Genomic DNA, 24,283 nt, shown 5'->3' with positions numbered 1-24,283 from the left:
GCTAGTCAACAAGCACCATCTGGTTTTTCGGAATTTCAAGGATGATTTCCTGACCCGTCCGATAGGATTCCGCCATTTCCTTGTTCACGGTGAAATCCCCTATTGGAGTTTCAACGACATATTGATAGCTTCTTCCCAGATAGGTACTTACCTTAACCCGGCCAGATAAACTATTTTCCTGAACAGCTCCAGTGTTATCTTTTTCCCTGATCCACAGATCGTCCGGCCTGATGGCGCCTATTTTTCCCGTTGTATTGGTCATTTGTGCATCCTTGTGCAGCACAAATGAGTATCCGGATTTGTTCAGTTCAATTTTACCGTCCTGATCTGTCCGCTTATCGAAGTCAATGAAGTTCTTGAAGCCGATGAAGTCTGCGACAAATTTGGTTTCAGGATATTTGTAAATGGTCGCAGGATCACTTAGCTGCTCGATGATCCCTTTATTCATGATCGCCACCTGGTCGGATATCGAAAAGCATTCTTCCTGGTCATGGGAAACATATACCGTTGTAATCCCCAGCTCTTGTTGGATACGGCGAATCTCGACCCTCATATTCACCCTTAAGTTGGCATCAAGATTGCTCAATGGCTCGTCAAATAATAGGATGTCCGGTTCAATCACCAGCGCCCTGGCAATCGCAACCCGCTGCTTTTGCCCCCCGGAAAGCTCTTGGGGATATCTCTTTTCAAACCCTTTTAAATTAACGATTTCGAGTACATTCATTACTTTTTTTTCAATTTCACTTTTAGAATTCTTTCTCAGACGAAGACCGAATGCAATATTATCGAATATCGACAAATGCGGAAATAATGCATAGTTTTGGAACACAAAGCCAAAATTCCGCTTGTTGACGGGCACTTTCGTATAGTCCTTTTCCTTGAATAAAAACTTCCCTTCGTTCGCCTGTAAAAACCCGGCAATTAAACGCAGGGTCGTCGTTTTCCCACAGCCGCTCGGGCCAAGAAGGGATACCAGTTTCCCTTTTTCAATCTCAAGATTGAAATCTTTTAATATATTCTGTTTGTTATATGCTACAGATATATCTTGTAAAGTGAATAAAGCCATCCATCATTACCTCCTTATCGTTTTGTGAAATAAGACAATCCCATGAGCCGTTCTACTATAAACATGAAGAAAGCCGTTATGAACATGAGTAATACGGAAATGGCCGAAATGGTAGGGTCGAAGTAGTTCTCTACATACGTCAGCATCTGAATCGGAAACGTACTTACCCCAGGGCCTGTCATATAAACTGAAATGTCTACATTATTGAAGGATTCCAAGAAGGCGATCATGACTGCCGCAAGAATACCTGATTTTATATTCGGAAGGACGACTGTAAAGAATGTGCCCAATTTACTGGCTCCGAGACTCTCCGCCGCTTCTTCAATGGAAAAGTCAAAGTTTGATAAGCTTGAAGAAATCACGCGGATGATGAACGGAAGCATGATAACAGTATGTCCCACAAACAGTGCCGCATAAATCGGAAGCTGATAAGTCCCCACAATATAACGTAAAAACGCAAAGCCCAGCACAATTCCCGGTATTAATATGGGAGAAACGAAAAATGCATTAATCACGCTTTTCCCTTTGAAATCAAATCTGCTTAATGCATAGGCAGCCGGCACTCCCAGTAACAGTGCCAAAAGGTTGCCTGCCAGTGAAACAAGGATGGACGTTTTAAAAGCGACCAAAAACATTTCCACATTAAAAATATTTTCATACCATCTTAAAGAAAACTCTTCTGGCGGGAACTTCAAAATATTTCCGCCTTCGAATGACGTAACGGATATGATAAGCAAAGGCCCTAGTAAAAAAAGGAACACCAGGAGAGTAAACAGGGCCAATCCTCGATTTTTTTCCTGCATACACCTCTACCCCTTTGGATTTAATTTTTTTGCCAAACCATTCATGATCGATATGATAAGGACGGTCACCGCAATCATGATGGTGGCGACAATCGATGCCACTTGCCATTCGTTCAATGTAATCGCGTTTTGATAAAGAAATGTCGAAATGACCCGCTGTTTCCCGCCTAATAAAGCAGGCGTTGTATAGGCAGTGAAGCTCCCTACAAAAACAAGGATGCTGCCAATGACCAAACCTGGAACCGAAAGCGGAATGACCACTTTTGAGAATACTGCCAACCTTGATGCTCCAAGGCTCTCCGCCGCTTTTAATAAGTCAGTCTCGATGTTCTCCATCACACCCACCAGCGTCACGATGATCAATGGCAGGAATAAATGGACCAATCCGATGATGATGGCCGTAGGCGTGTATAAAATATCCAGCGGCTTTTCAATCAAGCCCATGCTCATGAGCAATTTATTCACCACACCGTTTTTACCGATAATCACCATCCAGCTGAATGAGCGGACCACAGGGCTTGTTAATAGCGGGAAGATCGTCAGTAAAAGCATGATGGCTTTTTTTCGTTGTTTCAGTTTTGAAATATAATAAGCTGCTGGAAATCCTAATAGAATGCAAATGATTGTCGTGAACAGACTCACCCTAAGTGTCGTCAGCAGAATTTCAATAAAGTATCGATCTTGGAAAAAATCGAGATATCCTTGTATGGAAAAGCCGCCGTTTTCATTAAAAAATGTCGTGCCAATCGTCATTAGGATTGGAATGATCATGAAAATCGTTAAAAATAGAACGCCTGGAAACAGCAACAGGTATAGATAGCGTTTTTTCACCTCGGAACCCCCTGTTCGTATTATTTAAGAATTGATTATGCGAATAAACAGGTCGAAAAACGCTTCCGCATCGACATCCAGACAAACATGCGCATTTGGCGGCTTCATCAGCCTATTTTGAAAGTCGCAAACCATCTGTCCGTCACAAAGCTCACTCTTTGTTTCAACATCCACATAATATTCTTCTCTGATGACAAGATCTTCTTGCAAAGCAATCGCAACAGCCAATGGATCATGCATCGCACATGCCCATATACCGTTACGTTCAAAATACCTTTTCCGATAATCTGATGTACTTTCCCTTATATAGTCAGCAAGGGCTTCGTTTTGAATTAATTGGATATGCTCTTCACCCAATAGAACCTTTCTCGTGACATCGAGACCAACTTGCGTGATGGATGCGAATCCCGCCTGTAAAACGATTTTGGCTGCTTCAGGATCGACATACGTGTTATATTCAGAGGTTGGCGTGACATTGCCAACCCCTTGAACAACTCCGCCCATGAAAATGACTTCTTTAACGAGCTTGGTGATTTGCGGACATTTTTTCACCGCTAAGGCCAAATTCGTAAGAGGTCCCGTCATGACAAGCGTCACTTCACCAGGAAAATTCAAAATGGAATTGATGATGAAATCAGAAGCAAATCCATCATCAGGCTGCTTTTTGACTGGCACATCCTTCAAGGCTCCGCCAATCCCGTCTTCGCCATGGATCCGGTGTTCAAAATAGGGGCTCCTGATAATTGGGCTATCGGCCCCTTTTATGACTGAAATGTCCTGTTCACTCAATAAATCCAATATTTTGCATGTATTCAATGTGGCCGTATCAAGCGATACATTCCCGTTCACTGTTGTTACCGCCAATATGTCGAATTGACGGCTTTTAACAGCAAGAATGATCCCAATCGCATCATCTATTCCAGTATCCACATCAAGAATCATTTTTCTCTTCATCAAGCACACCTCGTTTCTTTCTTAGTGTGTAAGTTCACGGTTCCAACGATCGATCCATTGTTTAGAGTCTTCATTTACAAACTTCATGTCCAATACACGCAGGCTGTTAATGACGTCATCTCCATAGGTTAAGCCTTTCGCTTCCGTTTCAGAGAGCTTGACTTCCGTATTGACAGGAGAATCCACTTTCGCTTTCGCTGATTTTTCCTGAACTTCCTTGCTTAAGATGTAATTCATGAATTCGCCGGCCAATTCTTTTTGATCGCTGGCTTTAACAATATTCACCGTATTCATCACTGCGTAGCCGCCTTCTTCTGGAGAAATGAACTTAGCATTAGGAACGGCTTCCTGTAAATCGCCAAAATACATTTCCATGATCGGGCCTGCAGCGATTTCCCCTTGCGAAAACATGTTGACGAACTCTGATGTTTGCCCATATTCCTTAACCGCATTCGGCATGATCTTTTTCATTTGATCGAAGGCTTTATCTTCATTGAACTCTTCACTTCCGCTAACTTTTGAAGCGGCATCCAAAAACATCGGTCCAGTTGTTGAAGTGATGGATGGGATCGTGATCTTCCCTGCCAAATCCTTGCTCCAAAGATCTTTCCAAGAGGTGATCGGTTTACTCACTTCATCAGGATTATAGGCAATGCCAAATTGCGCAATCGTATAGGCTGGTCCAAAGTCCTCGCCATTCGGCGCTTTTGCTTTGTCGTATATATTATCAATATTCGGAATTTTGCTATCGTCAATTTTCTCAAATAACCCTTCATCGATGCCCTGCTGTGCATAGTAATCGGATAAATAGATAACATCCACGTCGCTATTCGCTTGGCGTACTTTGTTCAATCGATCTGCATTATTTCCTGAATCAACGACAATCTCGACATTGTGCTCCTTTTCAAATGGCTCATAGACTTCCGGACGGAAGAAATCATCGGCGAATCCCCATGTGGAAACGACTAATTTGGCTGGTTTTTCCTTTCCATCCTCTTTTGAAGAGCATGCAGCTAAAACTAATGTGAAAAGCGATAACATCATCAATATTTTTTTCATCATTCAAACCCCCAATTTTATATTGTTTAAAATTTCCTTTTTACTGATATAAATGTAAAAAAAGACAATCTTAAATAGAATTAAAATTCTACCCAAGATTGTCTTTTCTTTGTAAACAAAGATAAAACTTATCATTTGGTTCTCTTGTGGCGTTCCCTCCAGATATATCCGAAGGGAAATCCATTTATATGATTATATAATTTTTTCCTTCAATACAATATTGGTGAATGCCAGCTGCGTCGCTGAGTCATAATCCCTCAGGACAGCTTCAATATCCCAATTCGTTTGCGTTTCCAGCTTTTGTTTCAATTTCTTTTTATAAAGCAGGGACATATGGAAGTCAACCTCCTGCTTCAGGCTGGGAACTTCCCCTTCTAAAGCTTCAGAGCGCGGGGCACGTCGATGTTTGGCCTGGAATGTAATCACATTCTGCTCAACAGTAACCTTCAGCAGCGTCGTACCAAAGCCGAACAATTCCTTCGATACCTCATTATACATATGAGAAAGCAATTTCTTCGTTTCGTTAGAGTTTATCGGTAAGATGACTATCACCTGCCAAACTATCGTTTGAGGTAATTATATATACTTTTTTTTAATTGCACAAGATAATATTCGGATTTCAAACAAAAAAATGTTTTTTTTTAATTAAATAGTACATTTACTGACCAATACACGAATTATAAAAATAAGCATATGGGGATTTCAATATATTTATATAACTTTATATCCAATCCAGCACTTCTATTAATGAAAACTTTTTCAGAGAAATAAGCGCAGGATTGAAAACAATTGATATAACCTTGCATCGTATTGAAAACGCTATCATCTGGATTTAATATAGTTAGTACAGAGCGATTAAAAATAGAGAGTATCAAAGGCTCGTTAAATGAGGGAGGAATTATTATGAAGAAAGCTTTTGAGAAAGCGCAACAGTTCGGTAAATCTTTTATGCTCCCGATTGCCGTTTTGCCAGCGGCCGGTTTATTGCTGGGAATTGGCGGTGCTCTTTCCAATCCAAATACAGTTGAGGCCTATCCTTTTTTAGACTTTGCTTGGCTGCAGGCCCGATCATGAGTTCTGCAGGAAGCATCGTATTCGGCAACTTGCCGGTCATTTTTGCCGTAGGTGTTGCAGTAGGACTGGCACGTTCGGATAAAGGAACCGCTGCACTGGCAGCCATGATCGGCTACTTCGTCATGAACAGTTCAATAAATGCCCTGCTTCAAATAAACGGGGAACTTGCCAAAGAGAATTTGGCAGGTGCCGGACAGGGAATGGCGGTCGGGATCCAAACACTGGAGACCGGTGTGTTTGGCGGTATCGTAGTTGGTATCGTTGCCGCACTTTTGCACAATAAATATAATAAAATTCAGCTTCCGCAAGTTTTAGGGTTTTTCGGTGGTTCCCGTTTCATTCCGATCATCGTTTCCTTCGCATCCATCTTGGTTGGAGCCGTGCTTTTTATCGTATGGCCTTATTTCCAACTTTTCATAAACCAATTAGGTGCGCTGGTAACGAGCACAGGTACGATCGGGACTTTCTTTTACGGATTCATATTACGGATGCTCGGGCCGTTAGGGTTGCACCACATTTTCTACCTTCCCTTCTGGCAAACAGCTTTAGGCGGAACGATGGAGATTAAAGGGCAGATTGTAAGCGGGACCCAGAATATCTTTTTTGCGCAATTGGCCGACCCGACTACCGTCAAGTACTATGAAGGTGTTTCCCGGTTCATGTCCGGACGGTTCATCACGATGATGTTTGGTTTACCCGGCGCTGCACTGGCCATTTATCACTGCGCTAAACCTAAAAATAAGAAAGTTGTGGCCGGCTTGCTTCTTTCAGCTGCCTTGACCTCTTTCTTAACAGGCATCACCGAACCGCTTGAATTCAGTTTCTTATTTGTCGCCCCGATCCTTTATGTTTTTCATGCCTTGTTTGATGGACTTGCCTTCATGATGGCAGATATATTCAATATAACGATCGGTCAAACCTTTTCTGGAGGATTTATTGATTTTACTTTATTCGGGATACTCCAGGGTATCAGTAAAACAAACTGGATTTATGTACTGCTAGTCGGCATTCCATGGTTTTTCCTATACTACTTCACTTTTAAATTCTTGATCAGGAAGAAGAATTTGAAAGTGGTCGGCCGTGAAGATGATGAACAGGCCGCCGTTACACAAGTAACCGCATCAGAGAGAACCCAGACCATCGTCAATGGTTTAGGCGGACAGGAAAATATCGATATAGTCGATTGCTGTGCAACCCGTCTGCGTGTCACGGTAAAGGATGAATCATTGGTGAAAGAGGACGTCATTAAACAAACCGGTTCAAAAGGCGTCGTAAAAAAAGGAAATGGCATTCAAATAGTTTACGGTCCCCAAGTGACGATCATCAAAAATGAAGTGGAAGAATACTTGGGTCATTGAGAACATAGATAACGATAAGGACGTGTTAAACATGCAACAGGTGCTGGATAAAATTCACAAAAGCTTAATTGTATCATGTCAAGCATTGGAAAATGAGCCGCTGCACAGCTCATATATTATGGGACGCATGGCCATTGCTGCCAAAGAAGGCGGTGCAAAGTGCATTCGCGCAAACTCTGTAGCTGACATAATGGAAATCAAGAAAAATGTGGACCTTCCAGTCATAGGGATCATTAAACAGGTTTATGGACAAAACGATGTCTATATCACTCCCACCATGGCCGAAATTGATGCATTGATGGAAACCAAAGCGGAAATCATTGCGACGGATGCTACATCCCGGGTAAGACCAGACGGTAAAACGCTAAAGCAGTTTTATGGTGAAATAAGAACAAAATATCCCGATGTTTTACTAATGGCGGATGTATCCACCATTGAGGAAGCCATATTCGCTGACGATTTAGGATTCGATATCGTAGCGCCCACTTTATACGGCTATACAAACGAAACGTTCGGCCAGAAAATATATCAGGATGACTATGCTGTGCTCAAAGAGATAGTGAAAGCAGTGAAAAAAGCGAAAGTGATCGCGGAAGGAAATGTCATAACACCAGAAATCGCCCGCTCTGTATTGGATATGAATGTCCATGCAGTAGTAGTGGGCGGTGCCATTACCAGGCCGCAGCAAATCACTAAAAGATTCGTGGATGCTATCCAAGAATAAAACGTTGCACATAGTAATGAAAAGACCCAGACTGGCAACAGTTTGGGTCTTTTTTACGATTCATGGTTCCTCAGGTTATTGACGCCCCTAATGGATACATTAAACTATGAATACATATAAGAAATTTGAAATGGGTGATCAAATGGAATATCTCGCAGAAAACCTCATATATGGCATTGAGTGCAGCATGGACAAATTCACTAAAACAGAAGAAGAATTGGCCACTTACATTCTGCAGCGCCCTGAAGAAGTAAGTCAGTTAACCATTAGTCAAATAGCTAAAAAGCTTCATATTTCACCTGCAACCATTACGCGTTTTTGCCAGAAACTAGCCTTTTCCGGGTTCAATGAATTCAGGCATGAGTTAAAACGGTTCGTGGATCTCCGAAATACACCGAAAAATATGAAGAACATCAAGCAGGTGGATTATTTCGCTAAACTATATCAAGATCACTTAGGTATCATTGACAATACCTTTCATATAACCACATATGACGATATCCAAAAAGCTGTATCTTACCTTACACAGGCAAATAAGATTCATGTTTATGGAATAGGGAGTTCAGGTATAGCGGCCCAGGAGTTCAAGTCAAAGTTTTTCCGTATCGGCTTAACTGTTGAAGCTATTACAGATCCCCACCAGTCAATGATGGATGCAGCTTTAAGTAACGAGAATAGTGTTGTCATCGGTATTTCCATTTCCGGAACAACGAAAGAAGTGATTTCTGCAGTTAAAATCGCAAAGAAGCAAGGCTCACGCATCCTGATCTTTACTGGAGATAAGAATTCCGAGCTCTCACAGCTTGGCGATATATCGCTATTGGTTACGAGCAAGAACAGCATGCATATGGGGCAAAACATCTCTCCATTGCTTCCGCTGCTATTACTTTTTGATTTAATATATACAGAGTTGGTTGCTAAAGATTATAAAAACAGGATAAGCATCAGGGAAAAGACTTTGAAGGTATTGACCGAGAAAGACTGACTTTCGGACGATCCGTAAAAAGTACATTTACTTACCCATACACGAATCATAAAAAAAAACTGCATCTCCAATTGCTTCGATGTTACTAACAATTGGGGTGCAGTCCACTTTAAAAGACGTCTATTTTTATGTTCGTATTAAACTAAATTCCTTATTACTGGCATGGAACGTTCTTGGAGGACTTCGGAAAGAAGACTATACGCAACTACTTTATTCTTGTACTGTTTGACTACATCCACATGGTCGTTGTAAATGTACACAAATAATCGAACATCGTTTTTTCCTCTTTTAGTATCAATCATTATTGGAATCCCACTGTTCTCTGGATGTAAAAACAATTGCTCGTTCCCTGGGAATATATGAATTTTTTTCAAAAACTTAGCTTCGTTAAAATAATTAATTACTTGAATTTTGTCTTCACCTTCCAAACGTTTTCCATCAAAGGTTACGATTGCATTCGCGCCACTAATTTCTGAATGTATTTTAAATTTACTCAGAATCCAATTCACTGCATCGGTTGGAAGGCAGGTAACTAATAATTTAAGTAAACTTAAGATAATTGTCAAAATCAATACAGGCACTGTCATATTTCATCATCTCCGCTACGTTATAATTAATGTTTAATTGAAAGAGGCGGTCAGTTTTTCTTTGAAGTGACCGTTCTATTAACATGTTTCTTGTTCACTCAGCTTACAATGGTGATTTTTCCACGTATCAATTAGATTCTTTTCGTTCACATTTTCGCCACATATGTGAACAAATTCACATTTTGCCACAAATAGAGTATGCCTTGTAAATCACTCGTACAAAACATGAGCTTTATACAAGTAAGCCTATATTTCTATGCTTTTTGATATGCTATTATAATAATCATTCACGTGATATCTTAGGCTAATTTTATTACGAAGTAAATGATGCCCACAGTTAATATTAGGGCAAGACCAATATAAATATAACTAAGGTTCAACAAATTCCCTCTCGTTGCTGCAGAATAATCACTATCACTCTTCCCCGCTAACGAAAGGGTGCCAACCAGGGCAACTAAACTAATGGCTACTACTAATATTACGCTTATCGTCATGATTCAACGCCTCCCCATATTATTATCTATTTCTGAACCATTTCAAATTATTCCATCGTATTTCGTAGTGTAACTTCATAAAAAATCGTTCCTAATTGGCATATCAAAATTAAATGGTCCAGGTAGATCGCTCTTCGTAAATATATTAGAAAACCCTACTTCTCTATAATAAAAGAACAACCAATTTTAGGACCATCCAATCAAGTGAAATTTACACCATCCACTTGCTGAATTCTTTCGTTTATACATAGAAAAGTAAAAGCGCCACTGTAGAAATGACTAAGATATATTTCAAGAACTAAAGACTAACTTGCCCTCCTCGAAAAAGACAATAGTGGTTCGGTTTTAAAAAATACCGACCCCTTTTGAAATTCCCTTTGAATTTTAGCCTATAGTTAAGAGATTAACATGTGTGGAATCGACGAATACGTGCTCTGTACTTACTAACTTTGACTAATATAACTGGATCAATACTTGGGCGTCCTATCTCTGAATATATATCTTTCGCCAAATCATAAATGAAAGTGCAGTCAATGGCAGTCCCAATTTTACGAACCAAATGGTTCTCAGGCACCAGCTGATCTAAAGTAATCATTTCAAGTTGATCACACTGAATAGAATCATGTTTAGAAAGCATCCTCATCTCCTCAGGTTTTATTAAGACTGTTTTAAAACAATAAAGACTTTAAGCAAAGGAGTTCTATCTAAAAGTTAAAACTAAGTTGATTGGAACGGAGGGTGAACGGGAAAGCGTGGCCAGGGGAGACCTCGTCGAGGAGGCTCCCGGACCGCCCGCGGAAAGCGAGTGCCTTAAGGGGAAATCAAACGATCAAATTGCACTAACCGCTAAAAAGACTGTAGACAAACTCGATTTTCATCTAGTTTGTCTACAGTCTGAGAATATCATTATAAACTTTTTACAGCCTCTGCAAACCTTTTGATGCCTTCGTGAATGGAAGCCTCATTTTCCCTTGCAAAAGTAAAGCGTACATATTCCTTATTTGTACCTAATGTTGAACCGGGAACGTATATGACTCCCCTTTTGATGGATTCCTCCAGTAACTTTATCTCGTTCAATGGCACTTTCAGCTTACACCACAAATGAATTCCACCATTTGGCGAATAATACTCAACTTCTTTATGCAGGAATTGTTGAAGACTCGAAACTATTGCATCCCTTCTTTTTTCCAGTTGCCCCCTTAAGTAGGCAATATGGGCAGGAAAATACTCTGAATCCAAAAAATCATTTGCTATCCATTGAGTGAATGAGCCATGGCCGAAGTCAACCTGCTGCTTAGCATCAGATAGTCTCTCTATAACTGGTTTCGGTCCTATAATCCACCCAATTCTTAATCCGGAAGCAACAATTTTTGACAAAGAGCTTATATATAAAACATTTCCGTTGTTGTCCATCGATTTAAGAGTGGAAATTTCTTCACCGGCAAAGGAAGTTAAACTATAAGGATCGTCTTCTATGACCGGTATTCCATATTCAGATGAAAGTTCCAGAATCCTTTTACGACGGTTGATATGAAGGACAGTTCCTGTAGGATTTTGAAATACAGGGTTCAAAAAAATCATCCTGATCCGATGTTTTTTATGGAGTTCCAGTAAATCCTCCGGGTTGATGCCATCTTTATCAACTGGTAAAGGAAAAATCCTTAGCCCCGCGGATTGAAAGATGGGAAGGTTGTAACTATATGATGGATCTTCCAAAACAACGGCATCTCCTGGCTTTAACAAGCACTGGACTACCAGATGAAGGGCTTGCTGTGCACCAGAAGTAATGAGTATGGAAGATGGATGCGTATCAATTCTCCTATACTGTTTAACATGTTTGGTTATCGTATCCCTTAAAACCGCATTTCCTTGAGGGTGATCATAACCCAAACTACCAATGAAGGACCTATTAGAAATGATTTCACGTAAGGATTGGACTGGAAATAAGTCTTCTGAAAGCTCCCCGCTAGCTAAGTTAATAAGGTTATGCCCTTCCGTCTCTTTACGTATTCTTTGGGTTACTGGCATATTGGGCAAAAAAGAACCCGCTTCGATATATCTATTCCAACTAGGTATACGTTTTCGTGTAATTCCCCAAATATCCTTGCTGACCATCGTTCCGCTTCCTTTTATTCGTTCAACAAGTCCATTTGCTTCCAATTCATCATAAGCCTTAACAACTGTGCTTCTGTTAACTCCCAGTTCACTTGCCAAGAAGCGTTCAGACGGTAGCGGCTTTTCCAATAAAAATGTTCCATCAGCAATGCCACTCTCGATGTAAGCCGCTATTTGTTTATATAAAGGCTTCTTGGATTTTCTGTCAGTTTTCCATTCCATAAGCTACATCCTTTAAAATGTTTAGTTAAAAGCGTACTAAAATATTAACTTTATATACTTATTCATTCCCAAAAGCAGTAAAACCTTTTATTTTTAGTATAATCTTCAGCCGAGATTATTGCACTTTTAGGATAAAAGCTGTACTACAAAATAAAAACGAAAGCCCCCATTCCTTAAATGAAATGGAGGCTTTCGTTTCATCTTTTTCAACTATGCAGACTCCCCTTCAGCCAAGGGCGATCCCGATAGTATCCGATCGGGATTTGGATCAGGCTCGTTTTCCTCTGACCGCCTATCCTGTAAAGTTCATCACACATATTCACATCAAAGCCGAGCAGCGGGTGCCCGTTCATTCCGAGGGCTGACGAAGCTAGCAGTAATTTCTGAACGAGCATCCCCGCCTCCATTTGCTTGATGCGGTATCCTCTATATCCAAGTTGCGTTTTGGAATGGTCCCGCTCACCAACTACATGTATGCAAATCGGCACTTGCTGAAAATTCATGATATCGAGGGACATTCCGTATTGCAATCGGAGCCGCTGATCTCCTGATTGTATCTGTTGTAATGAATGTGTCGTGCTGTCGTAATGGTATGCACCATCTTGAATGTCTTCCACATTATACAAACATGCATATATTGAAACGCGATTTTCGTTGTTCTCGTTTTTTCCATCCAAGTCATTTCGATAGGAGAACGAAGCGGTTGCCTCCTGCAGGAGAGCAGCCAGTTGCCATTGACTGACTTTTCCGAGTACGAAGTCCATTTCAGGTGAAAATCGCTTCCGGCAAACTGATGCCAAGTCATAGGACAGCCGCTTCACGATAGGAAGAGCTACAATATGTCCTTCAGATTTCGCCCCATTCTTCGGATTGATCCGCCGGAATGATTGGGTGGATTCGATCATGGATGCTGCATTCATTTTAGTCAGCATCGGAAATTCCCTGATTCTTTGCGACCGAACATAGTGTTCAGGCTGAATATCCGTCAATTCCGGCAATAATTCCGTTGAGGTGACAGGCCGGTCCATACTCCTTTCTTCTCTAAATCTAAAAGAAGGTTCTGCCGATAAGGGGATCACCGCATACGTGCTCTCTTCCCCTTCCGAAAGCCCGAGCAGATGATTGATGGCCCGATCAAGGAATTGGAAGCACACCCCAGCGGCGATTCCAAACCGTTTCGCCACTTCGAGCAACTGTCCAAGAAGCACACCTGCATCAAGACCTTGCAGACGGTATGAAAAGTTATTATATTTGTAGAAGTTTTTCCAAAACATCGTCGATATAAAAACCGTGCCAAAGCATGCGGACATATCAAAGTTTTCACCAAGAGCTTTTGTTATATATGAATCAAAATTCCCTTCCCGCAGCAAAACCAGCCGGTGGTGTGCCGCATCATAATGGTATACACCAGCAGGTAATCCCTCCATCTTCAAGTACACGTACAATTCGCTTGGATACAAAGCTCCCCCTGATGGCGGAAAACGCCGGAATGACTGCATGAGTTCCTCAGATTCCGAGGAACTCTTTACCTGACTGACTTGGGTCAGGCCATATGCATACCAGAGGAAATGACCGATTCCTTTGAGGTCCTGTTTTGAAGGCCCGCCGCACCCCTCTAGCGTCAGCGGCACCTCCAGTGATAGCGGAAAAACAGGCAAGTCACGGTAAAGCTTATACGTCAGCGGTGCATCATCCCAATCCACTTCCCAATCCGGCGGACTTGCCTTTTCGATATCAAAATGCAAATTGTGCAAAAATGCCTCTAGATTCATCCTCAAACCTCCTAAATCACCGCTTATGGAAAAGGATGCGGATGCGGATTGAGCTGTTCGAATTCAAGCGGCCGTTCAGCATATCCAAGTTCCATCGGAACCCTCAGTATTCTCTCAAGCCCCGTTATTCGGGTAAGATGATGGCCGAATGTCATCGGCAGCATCCCCGGTATCATCACTTTCACGCAATGTAATCCATTCCGCGCAATTTCCGGTGTCGTCTGATCCACCACAATCACCTCGAGTTGCAATCGGCGAAACTCCTGAAGGATTTCCTGCAAATCTTCCGTCAAGTCCGGATGGTTCACCTTTTCCCCGTATTCTTCAGCGAATGTTCGCATTGGGCGATCATCATCCAGCAGAAACTGCAGTCGCTCTTCGGCTTGCGGTAAACCGTACAGCATGCCATGATCATCCATTTTCCGTACAAGTGAAGAATCATGCAGCATTTTCTCAACCTCATCCTGATTCTCTTCCAATTTATCGTCAAGTGTCAGCATCATGCCAGCCAACTCGAAGACCGCGCTTTTCACGGCCCGGATCGGGTCCAGATGGGCCCCTGCCGCACATATGATATTCAATCCTTTTTGTTTCCTGTTTTTTGCCAACGCCCATACGCTCGGGATACCATGTTCCATAGTCGAATTAAACAAATAGATATCATACCCCGCTGCCGCCCTCGCCCTGTCAATCATCAGCTCAAGTTCTTTGTCATTTGCAGAATATGGGTCAAGGCGTGTGAGGGGCAGCTGCGCATACCAGGTCAGAAGAAACGAATCACGTTCGACCACTTCCATGATGCCGTAGAAAATGGCCTCCTCCAAACTTCCCCCTAAAGCACAGCCATTGGAAGTTTCATAGACAAACCCATGACCGCAGCCCAAGCTGTAATAGGAAAGCAATTCCGGGACCAAGATCGGCCGCTCTTGCAAAAATGAGTGGCCCCACACCCAATCTATCGAGCGGTCAGGATTAAACGGTTGAAACGGGAAATCCCGCTGTGCATAATTTTCTTTCGAGTGTACCCCTATCCTGATGGGATCGAGCGCAATATCTTTAAGGTTGTTGTAACTGTCATGTATGACTGTCCGTTTACCGCGGGGCTCCATACCGCAATACCTTTCCAATCCCTCCAATATGGCAGTCATCTCACTGACCGCATATGAGAGAGTACGGCCTGCCGCTCCCTCATCTCCTATGAATAAAGGCAAATTAACACTTACATCAGCAAATGGCGGCACAAGGTCTATCATTTTATTATTCAAGAAACCTGTGCGATGGTCCAAGTAATCCTTGACCAGAACTTCATTCAGCTCTTCCATTGAACGGGTACGGTAACTGTCGGGACTGATTTTCGGACTTGGCTGCAACGAAATCCTAGCACGCTCCTTCGAGTCATCAGGTAATGTTGAGCAAACCGGACACAATGGATCTGGTAAAAATGAGTGCCACGAGCCATTCAGCGTTTTCAAGTTGATGATTGATACACACCCTTCCGAACGGGCGCATTCTCCTTTCATCGCCTTCCTTACCTCTGCACAAATCAAGTGGGCCATCTGTAAAAGGCCTGTGCGTGATGCAGCCGAGTCACGATCTATCCCCCCATTTCCCTCCAGCTGTTTGCGGATTTCCCACATTTCTTTTCGATCACGCCCGGCCATGAGATGCCTTTGGTCCGCACACTGTGAGCAGCCAGGAACATCCGGGCGCACCAACGGACCTATCACTCCCTCTCCAAATGATACGAACCCCCGCAGCCATGGAATGCCCGCTTGCCTTATCACCTCTTCCGCCTTTAAATGGACAGCTGGATTCCAGGCATCTTGCAGCAGAAGGACCATAGCCGTCGTTTGCGGTATTCCTGCCTCGAAATCGGTTTGGCGATTCACCTGATATTGGCCGGACAGGTCTTCAAAAACATGGTCGGCCAACACTCCTTCCCCGACAACCAATACGTCAGTTTTCACCCTGATTCCTCCTCTCGCAAAAACACCCCAAACACGCCTGCCATTTCTTCCTTCAAGAAAGGTTCCAGATTTAATTCGAAAACACAGATTCGCTTACTGTTCTTCTTTAAAACTTGAATGGCCGACTGTACTAGTTCAGCATTCCCTTTCACCTCGCATGAAGGAATCACAAGATTCAGGGGCATCTTTTCTTCCTCAAGAACAGGCGATGCCACTATACCTGGAGCTGTTAAGCAAACGGTCTGGTTTTGGACTTTCATGACGGCCTTTTGCAAGGCATTCCGTAATGCGATTGTTACATTCAAACCGACAGCTCCGGACCAGCCGTCGCTCGTTCCTGCCCAAACTACCGGGAAACCGGACACTTCCTCACCCAACGCGATGATCGGTTCTCCTTGCAGCCGGGTCAGCGCTTGTAGATAATACCTGCAGCGTTCATCTTCCACTTGAGCCAACTGCACCGACACGAGTTTCTCCTGATTGAACCGCTTATTGTCAAACTCTTTATCCAAACAGCTTTGCAGTCCACGGCAAACACATTCAGCAAATGTTTCCCCTGCTCCGACACAAACCGATTCCTTTATATCGTCTGCCCCCTGAAGCGGTGTAAGAGTCGGAATGAGCTGGCTGAGTGTTCGGGATACATATGCTTCAACTCCTGAAAGACCGGATTCCGTTCTCGCTTCCTCATGCGTCAGATCTGAACGGATAATTTCTGGCAGCAGTTCGGCCGGACCGGACGACAGCGGATCAACAACCTGAACTCGGCATTGGGCCAACGGCAGCTGTTTTAAATCTCCCTCATCCCAACGATGAAAGATCCCGGATTCCGAGGATGTCAACCGGCTGAAATACATAAACACCTTCCCCGGCTCACTCGGGTCCGCTTTCTGTTCGAGCCGCTGATCAAAATCTTCAATCCATGCAGCAGTCCCTTTTCCCGTCACTCCCGGGTGGGGAATGAACGGATGCCATTTTCCCTCCATTGTATCCATATCCAACAGATAAAAATGATTGGCTTGTTCTGCTGTCGTAACGCCTGTAGCGTCTTTAAACCATTCGAATACCATTATATTGGCCAACATCGCTCCGGCTGTGGCAGAAAAGGGAGATCGTGCCTGATTCTTTTCCAGCTCAGCTTGATGTAAGCGATGCCAAGCTGACTCCCAACACCCCTTGGAATCCGGATGGACAAGCGGACCAGCCATGCCTACTTGATTGATGATCAATGCAGGAAACAGGATTTTTTTCCCTTGCCTGCAAACCGAATGAAGTTCTCTTAACTCCTCTATATCACCCTCTTGTGACACATATAAAATTGAGTCAAAAGGCCGCACGACCTCCTGCCATTCAATCTCTTCTCCCTTTTCAAGCACGACCTCCCCTATGGAAACCTCGTCGTCTGTCTTACGCGCATGCGCCACGATTTCCTTCAATCTTTTTCTATTGGTCGGTACCGTGTCCGTAATGAAGATATGGAATGCGGGCAATCCGGATTCAATCAGCGAGGACACCAACGAAAGGAACAATGGGCCAGAGCCTATAGCCAACGCCTTTTTCTTTCGATAAGTTTCAAAACGGTAAGCCCCGGAATCGCCGCAGCTTTCCAGGAACTCGATTTGTGAAGCATACCTTTCAAGTACTTGATTCCTTAATTGATGGGGACTGTCCTGACTTACATCCCGTACAAACCCATTACCGTACAAAACCTCGGCAATTTCCATCACCCTGTTCCGGTATGAGCCAGGCAATCCATCCGTCAACTCGCTTAATGTATGGTTCCCGTTGAACATCGGTAATAGCTTTTCAATCCACTGGACGATCGAGCTGCCCTCCATACGGAACGAACTTATGTTATTCCTGAAATACACACCTCTATTCGGTTCCGGAAGAAAAAACGTATCTCTCTTCACTTTCAAACGCATAGAAGGGGTCAAATTCACCATTCCGCTCCTCCTAACCCGATGCATTCTAAGTACTGCTTTTAGCACAGCACTTCACTTTAATCCTATGTACGACAATTTGTCCCTTATGTCTAATTCTATAAAGAAAAGTCCCTGCAGCAACGCAGGGACTTTTCTTTATAAGACCTGAAACCTTAACCGCCGCAACGTCCGCAACGACCGCCGCACCCTCCGCAGCGTCCGCATCCGCCACAGCGTCCGCATCCACCACAGCGACCGCCGCAACCAAAGCAGCCAAAGCACAAGAAACAGCCAAAACAACCAAAGCCGCCCACACCAATGAATTGCCGGGACGAATCATCCAGATTGTACTGGTTTTGATCCCAAGGAATTGGCTGAGTTACCTGGAAATCATCGACATTCAGGTTTTGCAATTGATTTTGAAATTCATACATTTTATATAACCTCCGTTTATTATTTATAAGGTAGTGCTTAGAACAGGAAATCTGAACGAAATGGTCAGGGAATTAACACCACGTCAAATACTTCCTCCAACAAAATATGTCAGGGGAGTGGGTATTGCCACTGATTATAGCGCCTAATTTCAGCAATGACCGTTTACGATGAATACCTGAATGATCACTGAAAAAACAGAAAACCAGAAGGTTAACACCCTTCTGGTTTTCTTGTTTTCCTTATTTCAATAGGAGGATCCTTTATGTATAGCCATTACTTTCGAAGTCATATTAGTTCTGCAGCTGTTCATAACGATTCCAGTTCACCGATTTTTCCAGCACGATTGATATCAATACGCCCATTATGAGCCCATTCGTCAAAAATGGCTGTAAAAGCGTGGGAACGTTCGAAAATGCATTAGGCAGGATGTTCATCAAGCTCACTCCAATCAATACTGGTACGGCAAGCCTGAATATCGTGTCTGAAGTGAAATGCTGACCCTTGACGCTGTTGAAAGCCGTACCGAACAGCTGAAGGTAAGCAACGAACAATACTGCATTCCCGACTGTTATCGGCATGGTGGCCAGGAAAGAGATGAAAGGAGGAATGAGCCCAATTATGGTTAATAACATGCCTCCAAGTAAGAAGGGCCTCCGCTCATAGATTTGAGTGCTCTGTAAAAATCCGATGGATGAAGTAAAAGGTGTATACGGAACAAGTCCAAGCAACGGGGCGAAAATGGTAAAACCGCCAGTCATGAATAAAGAATTTCGATACTGCTTGTGTTCAGCTTTATCACCGATTAATTCCGATGCGGCTTGAATGGAAGCGAACGTGTTGCACAAATTAAGTAATCCTGCAAAAAAGGATATCGCTATTATCCCGAATTCCAGATTTGGAGCACCTAATGGGAAAAATGAAAAAGCGGCACCCGTCGATCCCATTTCTCCCCCTGCCTCCGGAAATAGCAGCTCGTAAAAAACCCATTCCACCATAATCCCGATCAATATGGAGAAATTGCTTATGGTCCTTGGTCCTTTTATCTTTAATATGCTTACTAAAAGTACAATACCCACTGATAGGAAACTGACCGGGATGTTAATTTCCCCATTCTCCGTAATCCCCAGCATCCCCTTGAAAAAGACAAAGATGAGCTGGAACGTCAGAAGGAATAAATAAACCGTCATGACCATTGGGGTGAAAATCTTCTGGACATAAGAAATCAGGTTGAAGGCAGCAATAATGAGGGTCACGACACCAGCTGCTATAAGGCCAGTAGCAATTCCCCCTCCTATCTCAGCATAACCGAGCCCTATGGATGGTGCTGATAACCCTAAATTCAACATTACTCCCCACAATAGACCGGAGTGACCTTCCATAAGTGGATACTTATGCCCCTTCCACCCCTGAAACACGCAAGCGATCCCGGTGAAAATGAGCGAGCTTCTCATGGTCATTTCCGTAACATTGGGAGGAAGATCAAAAGCTGCGCCAATCGATATGGGCACTACTACCGTATTTGCAAAAATAAAAAACAACCATTGAAAAGAAGAAAATAGAGTCACAGAAGATCTCCAGCTTTTCATAGATTCCATCTCCTTTGAACATGATACTTTTTGAAGCTCATGGTGAATTTCAATTGCCCTTCCCTTGAAAAAGGCGATAGGAAAGTACCATGCTAATAAACGCGGTTACAGGATGGTCTGCTGCCATTGCTGGACACATGATCTATGTCAGATGACCTTTGCAGACGCATGCGAAATGATAACGTTACCATTAATAGTAACAAAGACTGCGGCTCCCTGCTAATTTGTTTGCTTGACTAAGGCTGCAAGGCAAATGGACAAGCAGAAGCCAGTCCGTTAAAAATATTTCGGTGGAATATCGATAATGACATGGGAGGAAGTCCTTAACCAATATAGAAAAAAATCACTTCCACAGCATATAACATAAGTAAGTAAAAGTACATGGAATCGGAAGCCGTTCCATAACCAAAACGAAAAAGGAAATCCGGAAGTATCCAGAAATCCTTTTTCGTTTAGTCTTACCGTTCAATTGACTGCTTTTGTTTATATAGTGAACCGGAAACCAAGTTTCCTTTGTAAATGACCGCTTTACGTTCAGAACGCCTGGCAACTGCCTCTGCAGAACAGCTTGCGTCAACTAACACCAGACTTGCGGCATCTCCCGCTTTCGGCCATACCTGGTTACCCTTTTCGTCCAACGGGGTTTTTCCGCCGGTTATATACCCGAGTGCTCGGGAAAGCGAGACTTCATCAATCCATTTGAAACGTTCTGCTAACCTTCCTGCTCTCTCCAAGATGTCACCATTCCCAAGAGGGGACCATACATCAAAGATATTATCATTTCCTACTGATACTTCAACCCCTCTTTCATGTAATAAATCAACAGGGGGCATCTGCCTGTTAATAGGGACACTGGTGACGATGGAAATCCCCGCATCCCTAAGAATATCAGCCAAATCATAGGCTTCTTCCCTGGATACGTCCCCGATACCGAAAGCATGGCTTAATGCTACCCTGCCTTCCCAGCCCGCTTGCTTGGTCAGAGCTGCCAAACGTTTCATGGTGAACGTGCCCAGATGGCCTGGATCATGCAAATGCAAGTCTACATCAGCGTTCGCTTCCACTGCTAAATCCATCAATTGAACCAGCGATGCTTCAATATTGTTATCGACTGTGGCTGGATCGACCGCCCCGACGATTCCTGCACCGTTTCGCAATGCCTCCCTGACAAGCTTGACGGAACCGGACCGCAATAATCCGTGCTGCGCAAATGCGACGATTTCTGAACTGAGTCTATGAGAATAGCCAGCAAGCGCCTGTTGTACCTGTTCTAAGTTTTGCAATCCCACTCCCGGATAAATATCAACATGAGTCCGTACATGTGCAGAGCCAGAAGCTAAAAGGATTTCCAGTAAAGATTCAGCACGTTTACATGTGCTTGTTGCAATGGACGGCAAAACCCTCTTCTCATTTTCAAAGCGTTCAATGACACTTGAAGAAGGAGTGCACGCTCTCCAAACATCCCCCATCAGTGTCTTATCAAGATGAACATGCTTTTCGATGAAGGATGGTAACGCCAGCAATCCTTTTGCATCTTCCACGGGCAAATCTTCATGTATGGCTTCCCCATCTTTGACAATCTTCGTGATCTTTCCATCCTCCATCAACAGATGAAATAGCCCGGTCATCGTTCCTGTAACTCTTTCATTCTCTTTCCGGTAACCACATTCCAAACGAACATTCTTTAACCAATAGATTGTGTTCATGATCTTCATCCCTTCTTGAAATAGACCTTCAATTCGACTTCAAGGCAGATTCGCGATCGAGTCCGCCGTAAACCAGATTTCCATTGACCATAACCGCAGCACGTTTCGATCTCCTGGCAACCGCCTCGGCAGCACATGATGCATCCACAAAAACCATACTTGCGTCATTTCCCACTTGCGGCCATAAACGATTTCCTTCAGGGTCCAGTGTCTTGACCCCTCCCGTAATGAATTGGAGCGATTGAGACAATGCATACTCGTCCTTCCAGTTGTACCTCTCGGCCAATCGGCCAGCCTTTTCCAGCATATCTCCTGTACCGAACGGGGACCAGGAGTCATAAAAGCCATCGCATCCGAGAGCAACATGGACACCTTTTTCATGCAGTGAATCAATCGGGGGAATGACCCTGTTGATTGGAACTGTAGACATGATGGCTACACCCAGGTTTGATAATTCACTGGCCAGTTCATTTGATTCTCCTATTGAAACATCACCAAGCGCAAAAGCATGACTGATGGCCGCTCTGTTTTTCCACCCTGCTTCATCGATCAAAGAAGCCAGTTTCTTGATCGTATATAAACCTAAATGACCGGGATCATGTATATGAATATCAATATCTGCATCAAATTCAACGGCCAAATCGACCATTTCAAATAGGGAAGCTTCTATATTATTATCCACGCCGCCAGGATCCAGGCCGCCCACCAAAGACGCCCCTTCTTTCATCGCTTGTCTCATCAACCCTTTTGAATTCGTTCTTAGCAGTCCATGCTGTGGGAAAGCCACGATCTCGTATGTCATTTTCCCTTTGAAACGATATAATGCGCTTTGAATCTCTTCCAAGTTCTTCATACCGATGTATGGATCGATGTTAACATGCGTCCTTACATGCGTCGCCCCGCCGCTTAACAATAGTTGAAGCATCCGTTCAGCCCGGAGCCGACCGGTTTCAGCCAGTTCAGCAAGCTCTTTTGCTTCTAACTTTAAGCGTTCGATTAAATTCGGAACCGGAATGCATGATTTCCAGGGCAGTCCTAAATAAGTCTTGTCAAGATGATTATGCATCTCCTTGAAAGGAGGAAGTGCAAGCAGCTTTCCCGCGTCGTGAACAGGATCATCCGTTTTCAAAGGCATACTTGAAGCCAATTGCAATTCCTTTATGATCCCATTTTTTATATACATGTTGTATGCAGCTGTCTTCGTCCTATCAATTCGTTCATTCTCAAAGACAAATCCACTATCAAGTGTAACGTTTGTAAGCCAGTATGCTTCATTCATCAAATCACTCTCTTTAATAGAAGATTAAACACCTGTCGTCTCAAAAGATGAAATAGATCCGCTAACAACATTGCCCCTGAAGATGACAGCGGCACGCTTTGCCCTTCTAGCCACCGCTTCCGCAGAACAACTGGCTTCAAGCAACACGATATTCGCCTCATCCCCGACATTAGGCCATGCCTTGACCCCGTCTTGGTTTAATGGGGTCTTCCCTCCTGTTATGAATTGCAGGCTTTGCGCTAAGGAACGTTCCTCAATCATGCGAAACCTCTCGGCAAGCCGACCAGCCTTTTCCAGATTGTCCCCGATGCCAAAGGGTGTCCAATGATCAGTGATGCTGTCATTACCCAATTCGACTTTCACCCCTTTTTCATGAAGCAGGGGGATGGGAATCGTTCTGAAGATCGGCACTGTGGATGTAATGGAAATTCCTGTTTCCGAAAACCTTTCGGCTATGTCCGTTGCCTCCGGGATTGAAAGATCTGCCAAACCGCTTGCGTGGCTAACCGTGACCCTTCCTTGCCAGCCTGCGTCTTCCGTTAGTGAAGCGAGGCGCTGCATCGTGAAGAGTCCAAGGTGATCCGGATCATGTAAATGGACATCGATATCGGAATTATTTTCAACCGCGATATCCATGATCGTTTCAAGTGACCGCTCTATATTTTCATCAATCGTTGCGGGATCCACACCGCCTACCAGATTCGCGCCATTCTTCATGGCCTCCCTTATCAAACCGACGGAATTGCTGCGTAATAGTCCATGCTGTGGGAATGCGACGATTTCATATGTCAATTTATCCTTATATCCTTCCAATGCCTGAATGGTGGCTTCCAAGTTTTTCAGACCTATAACGGGGTCAATGTTGCAATGTGTGCGTATATGGGTAGATCCGAAGTCCAATAATAAATCTAGCATTTTTTCCGCTCTTACTTTAGCGGTAGGCAATAATTCTGGCAGTAAGACCTGCTCTTCTTCTATCCGGGTTTTCACGCCATTAATGGCAGGCATGCAAGCCTTCCACGGACCGCCATAATAGGTTTTATCAATGTGGATATGCATTTCCTTAAACGAGGGGACCATCAGGAGACCGTGAACATCATGCTGTGGATCCTGATCCGTTATCGATTCCTTCGCTAATAAAATCGAGGATATTTTTCCATTTTCAATCTTGATGTGGTAATTTCCGGTTTCAGTGCCGGTGATCGTTTCATTTTCATTATAAGTAAAACCATTTTCCAAGCGTACATTCGTCAACCAATACGATTGAGACATTAAACTCACCCTTCCACTCCAGATTGAATATGCATCACTTACATTATAGTTTTAAAAATCAACAAATAA

At 43.4% G+C, this 24,283-nt stretch carries 19 protein-coding genes and 2 pseudogenes; 3 read left to right on the top strand and 18 right to left on the bottom strand.

The window, feature by feature from the left end; all coding sequences use genetic code 11:
• Window position 1: 1 nt before the first annotated feature.
• From J7J00_RS01260 to J7J00_RS01235, 6 genes are all read right to left on the bottom strand, one after another.
• The gene (locus J7J00_RS01260) at window positions 2-1,066 is read right to left on the bottom strand and encodes an ABC transporter ATP-binding protein (protein WP_214786781.1); all 1,065 of its coding nucleotides are present in this window, start codon (window positions 1,064-1,066) and stop codon (window positions 2-4) included.
• A 14-nt stretch (window positions 1,067-1,080) separates the two neighbouring features.
• A complete protein-coding gene (locus J7J00_RS01255) occupies window positions 1,081-1,869 on the bottom strand; it encodes an ABC transporter permease (RefSeq protein ID WP_076372201.1) in 789 nt (262 codons plus the stop codon).
• A 6-nt stretch (window positions 1,870-1,875) separates the two neighbouring features.
• Window positions 1,876-2,700 (bottom strand): ABC transporter permease, encoded by an 825-nt coding sequence (locus J7J00_RS01250; protein WP_214786779.1) that lies wholly within the window; start codon window positions 2,698-2,700, stop codon window positions 1,876-1,878.
• Between the two features lie 24 nt (window positions 2,701-2,724).
• Entirely contained in the window at window positions 2,725-3,654 is a 930-nt protein-coding gene (locus tag J7J00_RS01245) for a nucleoside hydrolase (protein ID WP_214786777.1), read from the bottom strand.
• Window positions 3,655-3,675: 21 nt separating this feature from the next.
• Complete coding sequence (locus J7J00_RS01240) at window positions 3,676-4,713, bottom strand: ABC transporter substrate-binding protein (protein WP_214786775.1); 1,038 nt, start codon at window positions 4,711-4,713, stop codon at window positions 3,676-3,678.
• A 192-nt stretch (window positions 4,714-4,905) separates the two neighbouring features.
• On the bottom strand, window positions 4,906-5,211 hold the full coding sequence (locus J7J00_RS01235; protein ID WP_081113038.1) for a DUF2294 domain-containing protein: 306 nt from the start codon (window positions 5,209-5,211) through the stop codon (window positions 4,906-4,908).
• Between the two features lie 405 nt (window positions 5,212-5,616).
• Here J7J00_RS01235 and J7J00_RS01230 point away from each other — a divergent pair.
• The 3 genes and pseudogenes from J7J00_RS01230 (at window position 5,617) to J7J00_RS01220 (ending at window position 8,854) form a co-directional block, all read left to right on the top strand.
• Window positions 5,617-7,145: pseudogene (locus J7J00_RS01230) on the top strand (maltose/glucose-specific PTS transporter subunit IIC).
• Window positions 7,146-7,176: 31 nt separating this feature from the next.
• Window positions 7,177-7,869 (top strand): N-acetylmannosamine-6-phosphate 2-epimerase, encoded by a 693-nt coding sequence (locus J7J00_RS01225; RefSeq protein WP_214786918.1) that lies wholly within the window; start codon window positions 7,177-7,179, stop codon window positions 7,867-7,869.
• 106 nt (window positions 7,870-7,975) lie between these two features.
• Entirely contained in the window at window positions 7,976-8,854 is an 879-nt protein-coding gene (locus J7J00_RS01220) for a MurR/RpiR family transcriptional regulator (RefSeq protein WP_286201125.1), read from the top strand.
• Window positions 8,855-8,991: 137 nt separating this feature from the next.
• Here the strand turns inward: J7J00_RS01220 and J7J00_RS01215 are convergent, their stop codons facing one another.
• From J7J00_RS01215 to J7J00_RS01165, 12 genes and pseudogenes are all read right to left on the bottom strand, one after another.
• Complete coding sequence (locus tag J7J00_RS01215; RefSeq protein WP_214786773.1) at window positions 8,992-9,441, bottom strand: YfmQ family protein; 450 nt, start codon at window positions 9,439-9,441, stop codon at window positions 8,992-8,994.
• A 299-nt stretch (window positions 9,442-9,740) separates the two neighbouring features.
• A complete protein-coding gene (locus J7J00_RS01210; RefSeq protein ID WP_098373426.1) occupies window positions 9,741-9,935 on the bottom strand; it encodes a M48 family metalloprotease in 195 nt (64 codons plus the stop codon).
• A 445-nt stretch (window positions 9,936-10,380) separates the two neighbouring features.
• Window positions 10,381-10,572, bottom strand: a pseudogene (locus J7J00_RS27820) (transposase); the annotation flags it as partial.
• Between the two features lie 269 nt (window positions 10,573-10,841).
• Window positions 10,842-12,272: a MocR-like pyridoxine biosynthesis transcription factor PdxR gene (pdxR, locus tag J7J00_RS01205; RefSeq protein ID WP_214786771.1), complete on the bottom strand. Its 1,431-nt coding sequence runs from the start codon at window positions 12,270-12,272 to the stop codon at window positions 10,842-10,844.
• A 206-nt stretch (window positions 12,273-12,478) separates the two neighbouring features.
• Window positions 12,479-14,044 carry a SagB family peptide dehydrogenase gene (locus tag J7J00_RS01200; protein ID WP_214786769.1) on the bottom strand — a complete coding sequence of 522 codons (1,566 nt, stop codon included), beginning with the start codon at window positions 14,042-14,044 and terminating at the stop codon, window positions 12,479-12,481.
• Between the two features lie 23 nt (window positions 14,045-14,067).
• Window positions 14,068-16,011, bottom strand: a complete 1,944-nt coding sequence (locus tag J7J00_RS01195; RefSeq protein WP_214786767.1) for a TOMM precursor leader peptide-binding protein — start codon at window positions 16,009-16,011, stop codon at window positions 14,068-14,070.
• Window positions 16,008-17,957, bottom strand: coding sequence for a putative thiazole-containing bacteriocin maturation protein (locus tag J7J00_RS01190; RefSeq protein WP_214786765.1), 1,950 nt, complete (start codon window positions 17,955-17,957; stop codon window positions 16,008-16,010). Before J7J00_RS01190 ends, J7J00_RS01195 begins: the two co-directional genes overlap by 4 nt.
• A gap of 152 nt (window positions 17,958-18,109) precedes the next feature.
• Complete coding sequence (locus tag J7J00_RS01185) at window positions 18,110-18,370, bottom strand: heterocycloanthracin/sonorensin family bacteriocin (protein WP_214786763.1); 261 nt, start codon at window positions 18,368-18,370, stop codon at window positions 18,110-18,112.
• A gap of 291 nt (window positions 18,371-18,661) precedes the next feature.
• Entirely contained in the window at window positions 18,662-19,957 is a 1,296-nt protein-coding gene (locus J7J00_RS01180; RefSeq protein WP_214786761.1) for a uracil/xanthine transporter, read from the bottom strand.
• Window positions 19,958-20,415: 458 nt separating this feature from the next.
• Window positions 20,416-21,663, bottom strand: a complete 1,248-nt coding sequence (locus J7J00_RS01175; protein ID WP_214786759.1) for an amidohydrolase — start codon at window positions 21,661-21,663, stop codon at window positions 20,416-20,418.
• A gap of 28 nt (window positions 21,664-21,691) precedes the next feature.
• The gene (locus tag J7J00_RS01170) at window positions 21,692-22,942 is read right to left on the bottom strand and encodes an amidohydrolase family protein (protein WP_214786757.1); all 1,251 of its coding nucleotides are present in this window, start codon (window positions 22,940-22,942) and stop codon (window positions 21,692-21,694) included.
• 24 nt (window positions 22,943-22,966) lie between these two features.
• Window positions 22,967-24,214 carry an amidohydrolase family protein gene (locus J7J00_RS01165; RefSeq protein ID WP_214786755.1) on the bottom strand — a complete coding sequence of 416 codons (1,248 nt, stop codon included), beginning with the start codon at window positions 24,212-24,214 and terminating at the stop codon, window positions 22,967-22,969.
• Window positions 24,215-24,283: the final 69 nt, after the last annotated feature.

Origin of the sequence: Bacillus sp. ISL-4, from assembly GCF_018613275.1 — a bacterium.
Lineage (GTDB): Bacteria > Bacillota > Bacilli > Bacillales > DSM-1321 > Peribacillus > Peribacillus simplex_E.
The sequence above is the reverse complement of the archived record's forward strand: the minus strand, read 5'-3'. Positions and strand labels throughout refer to the sequence as shown.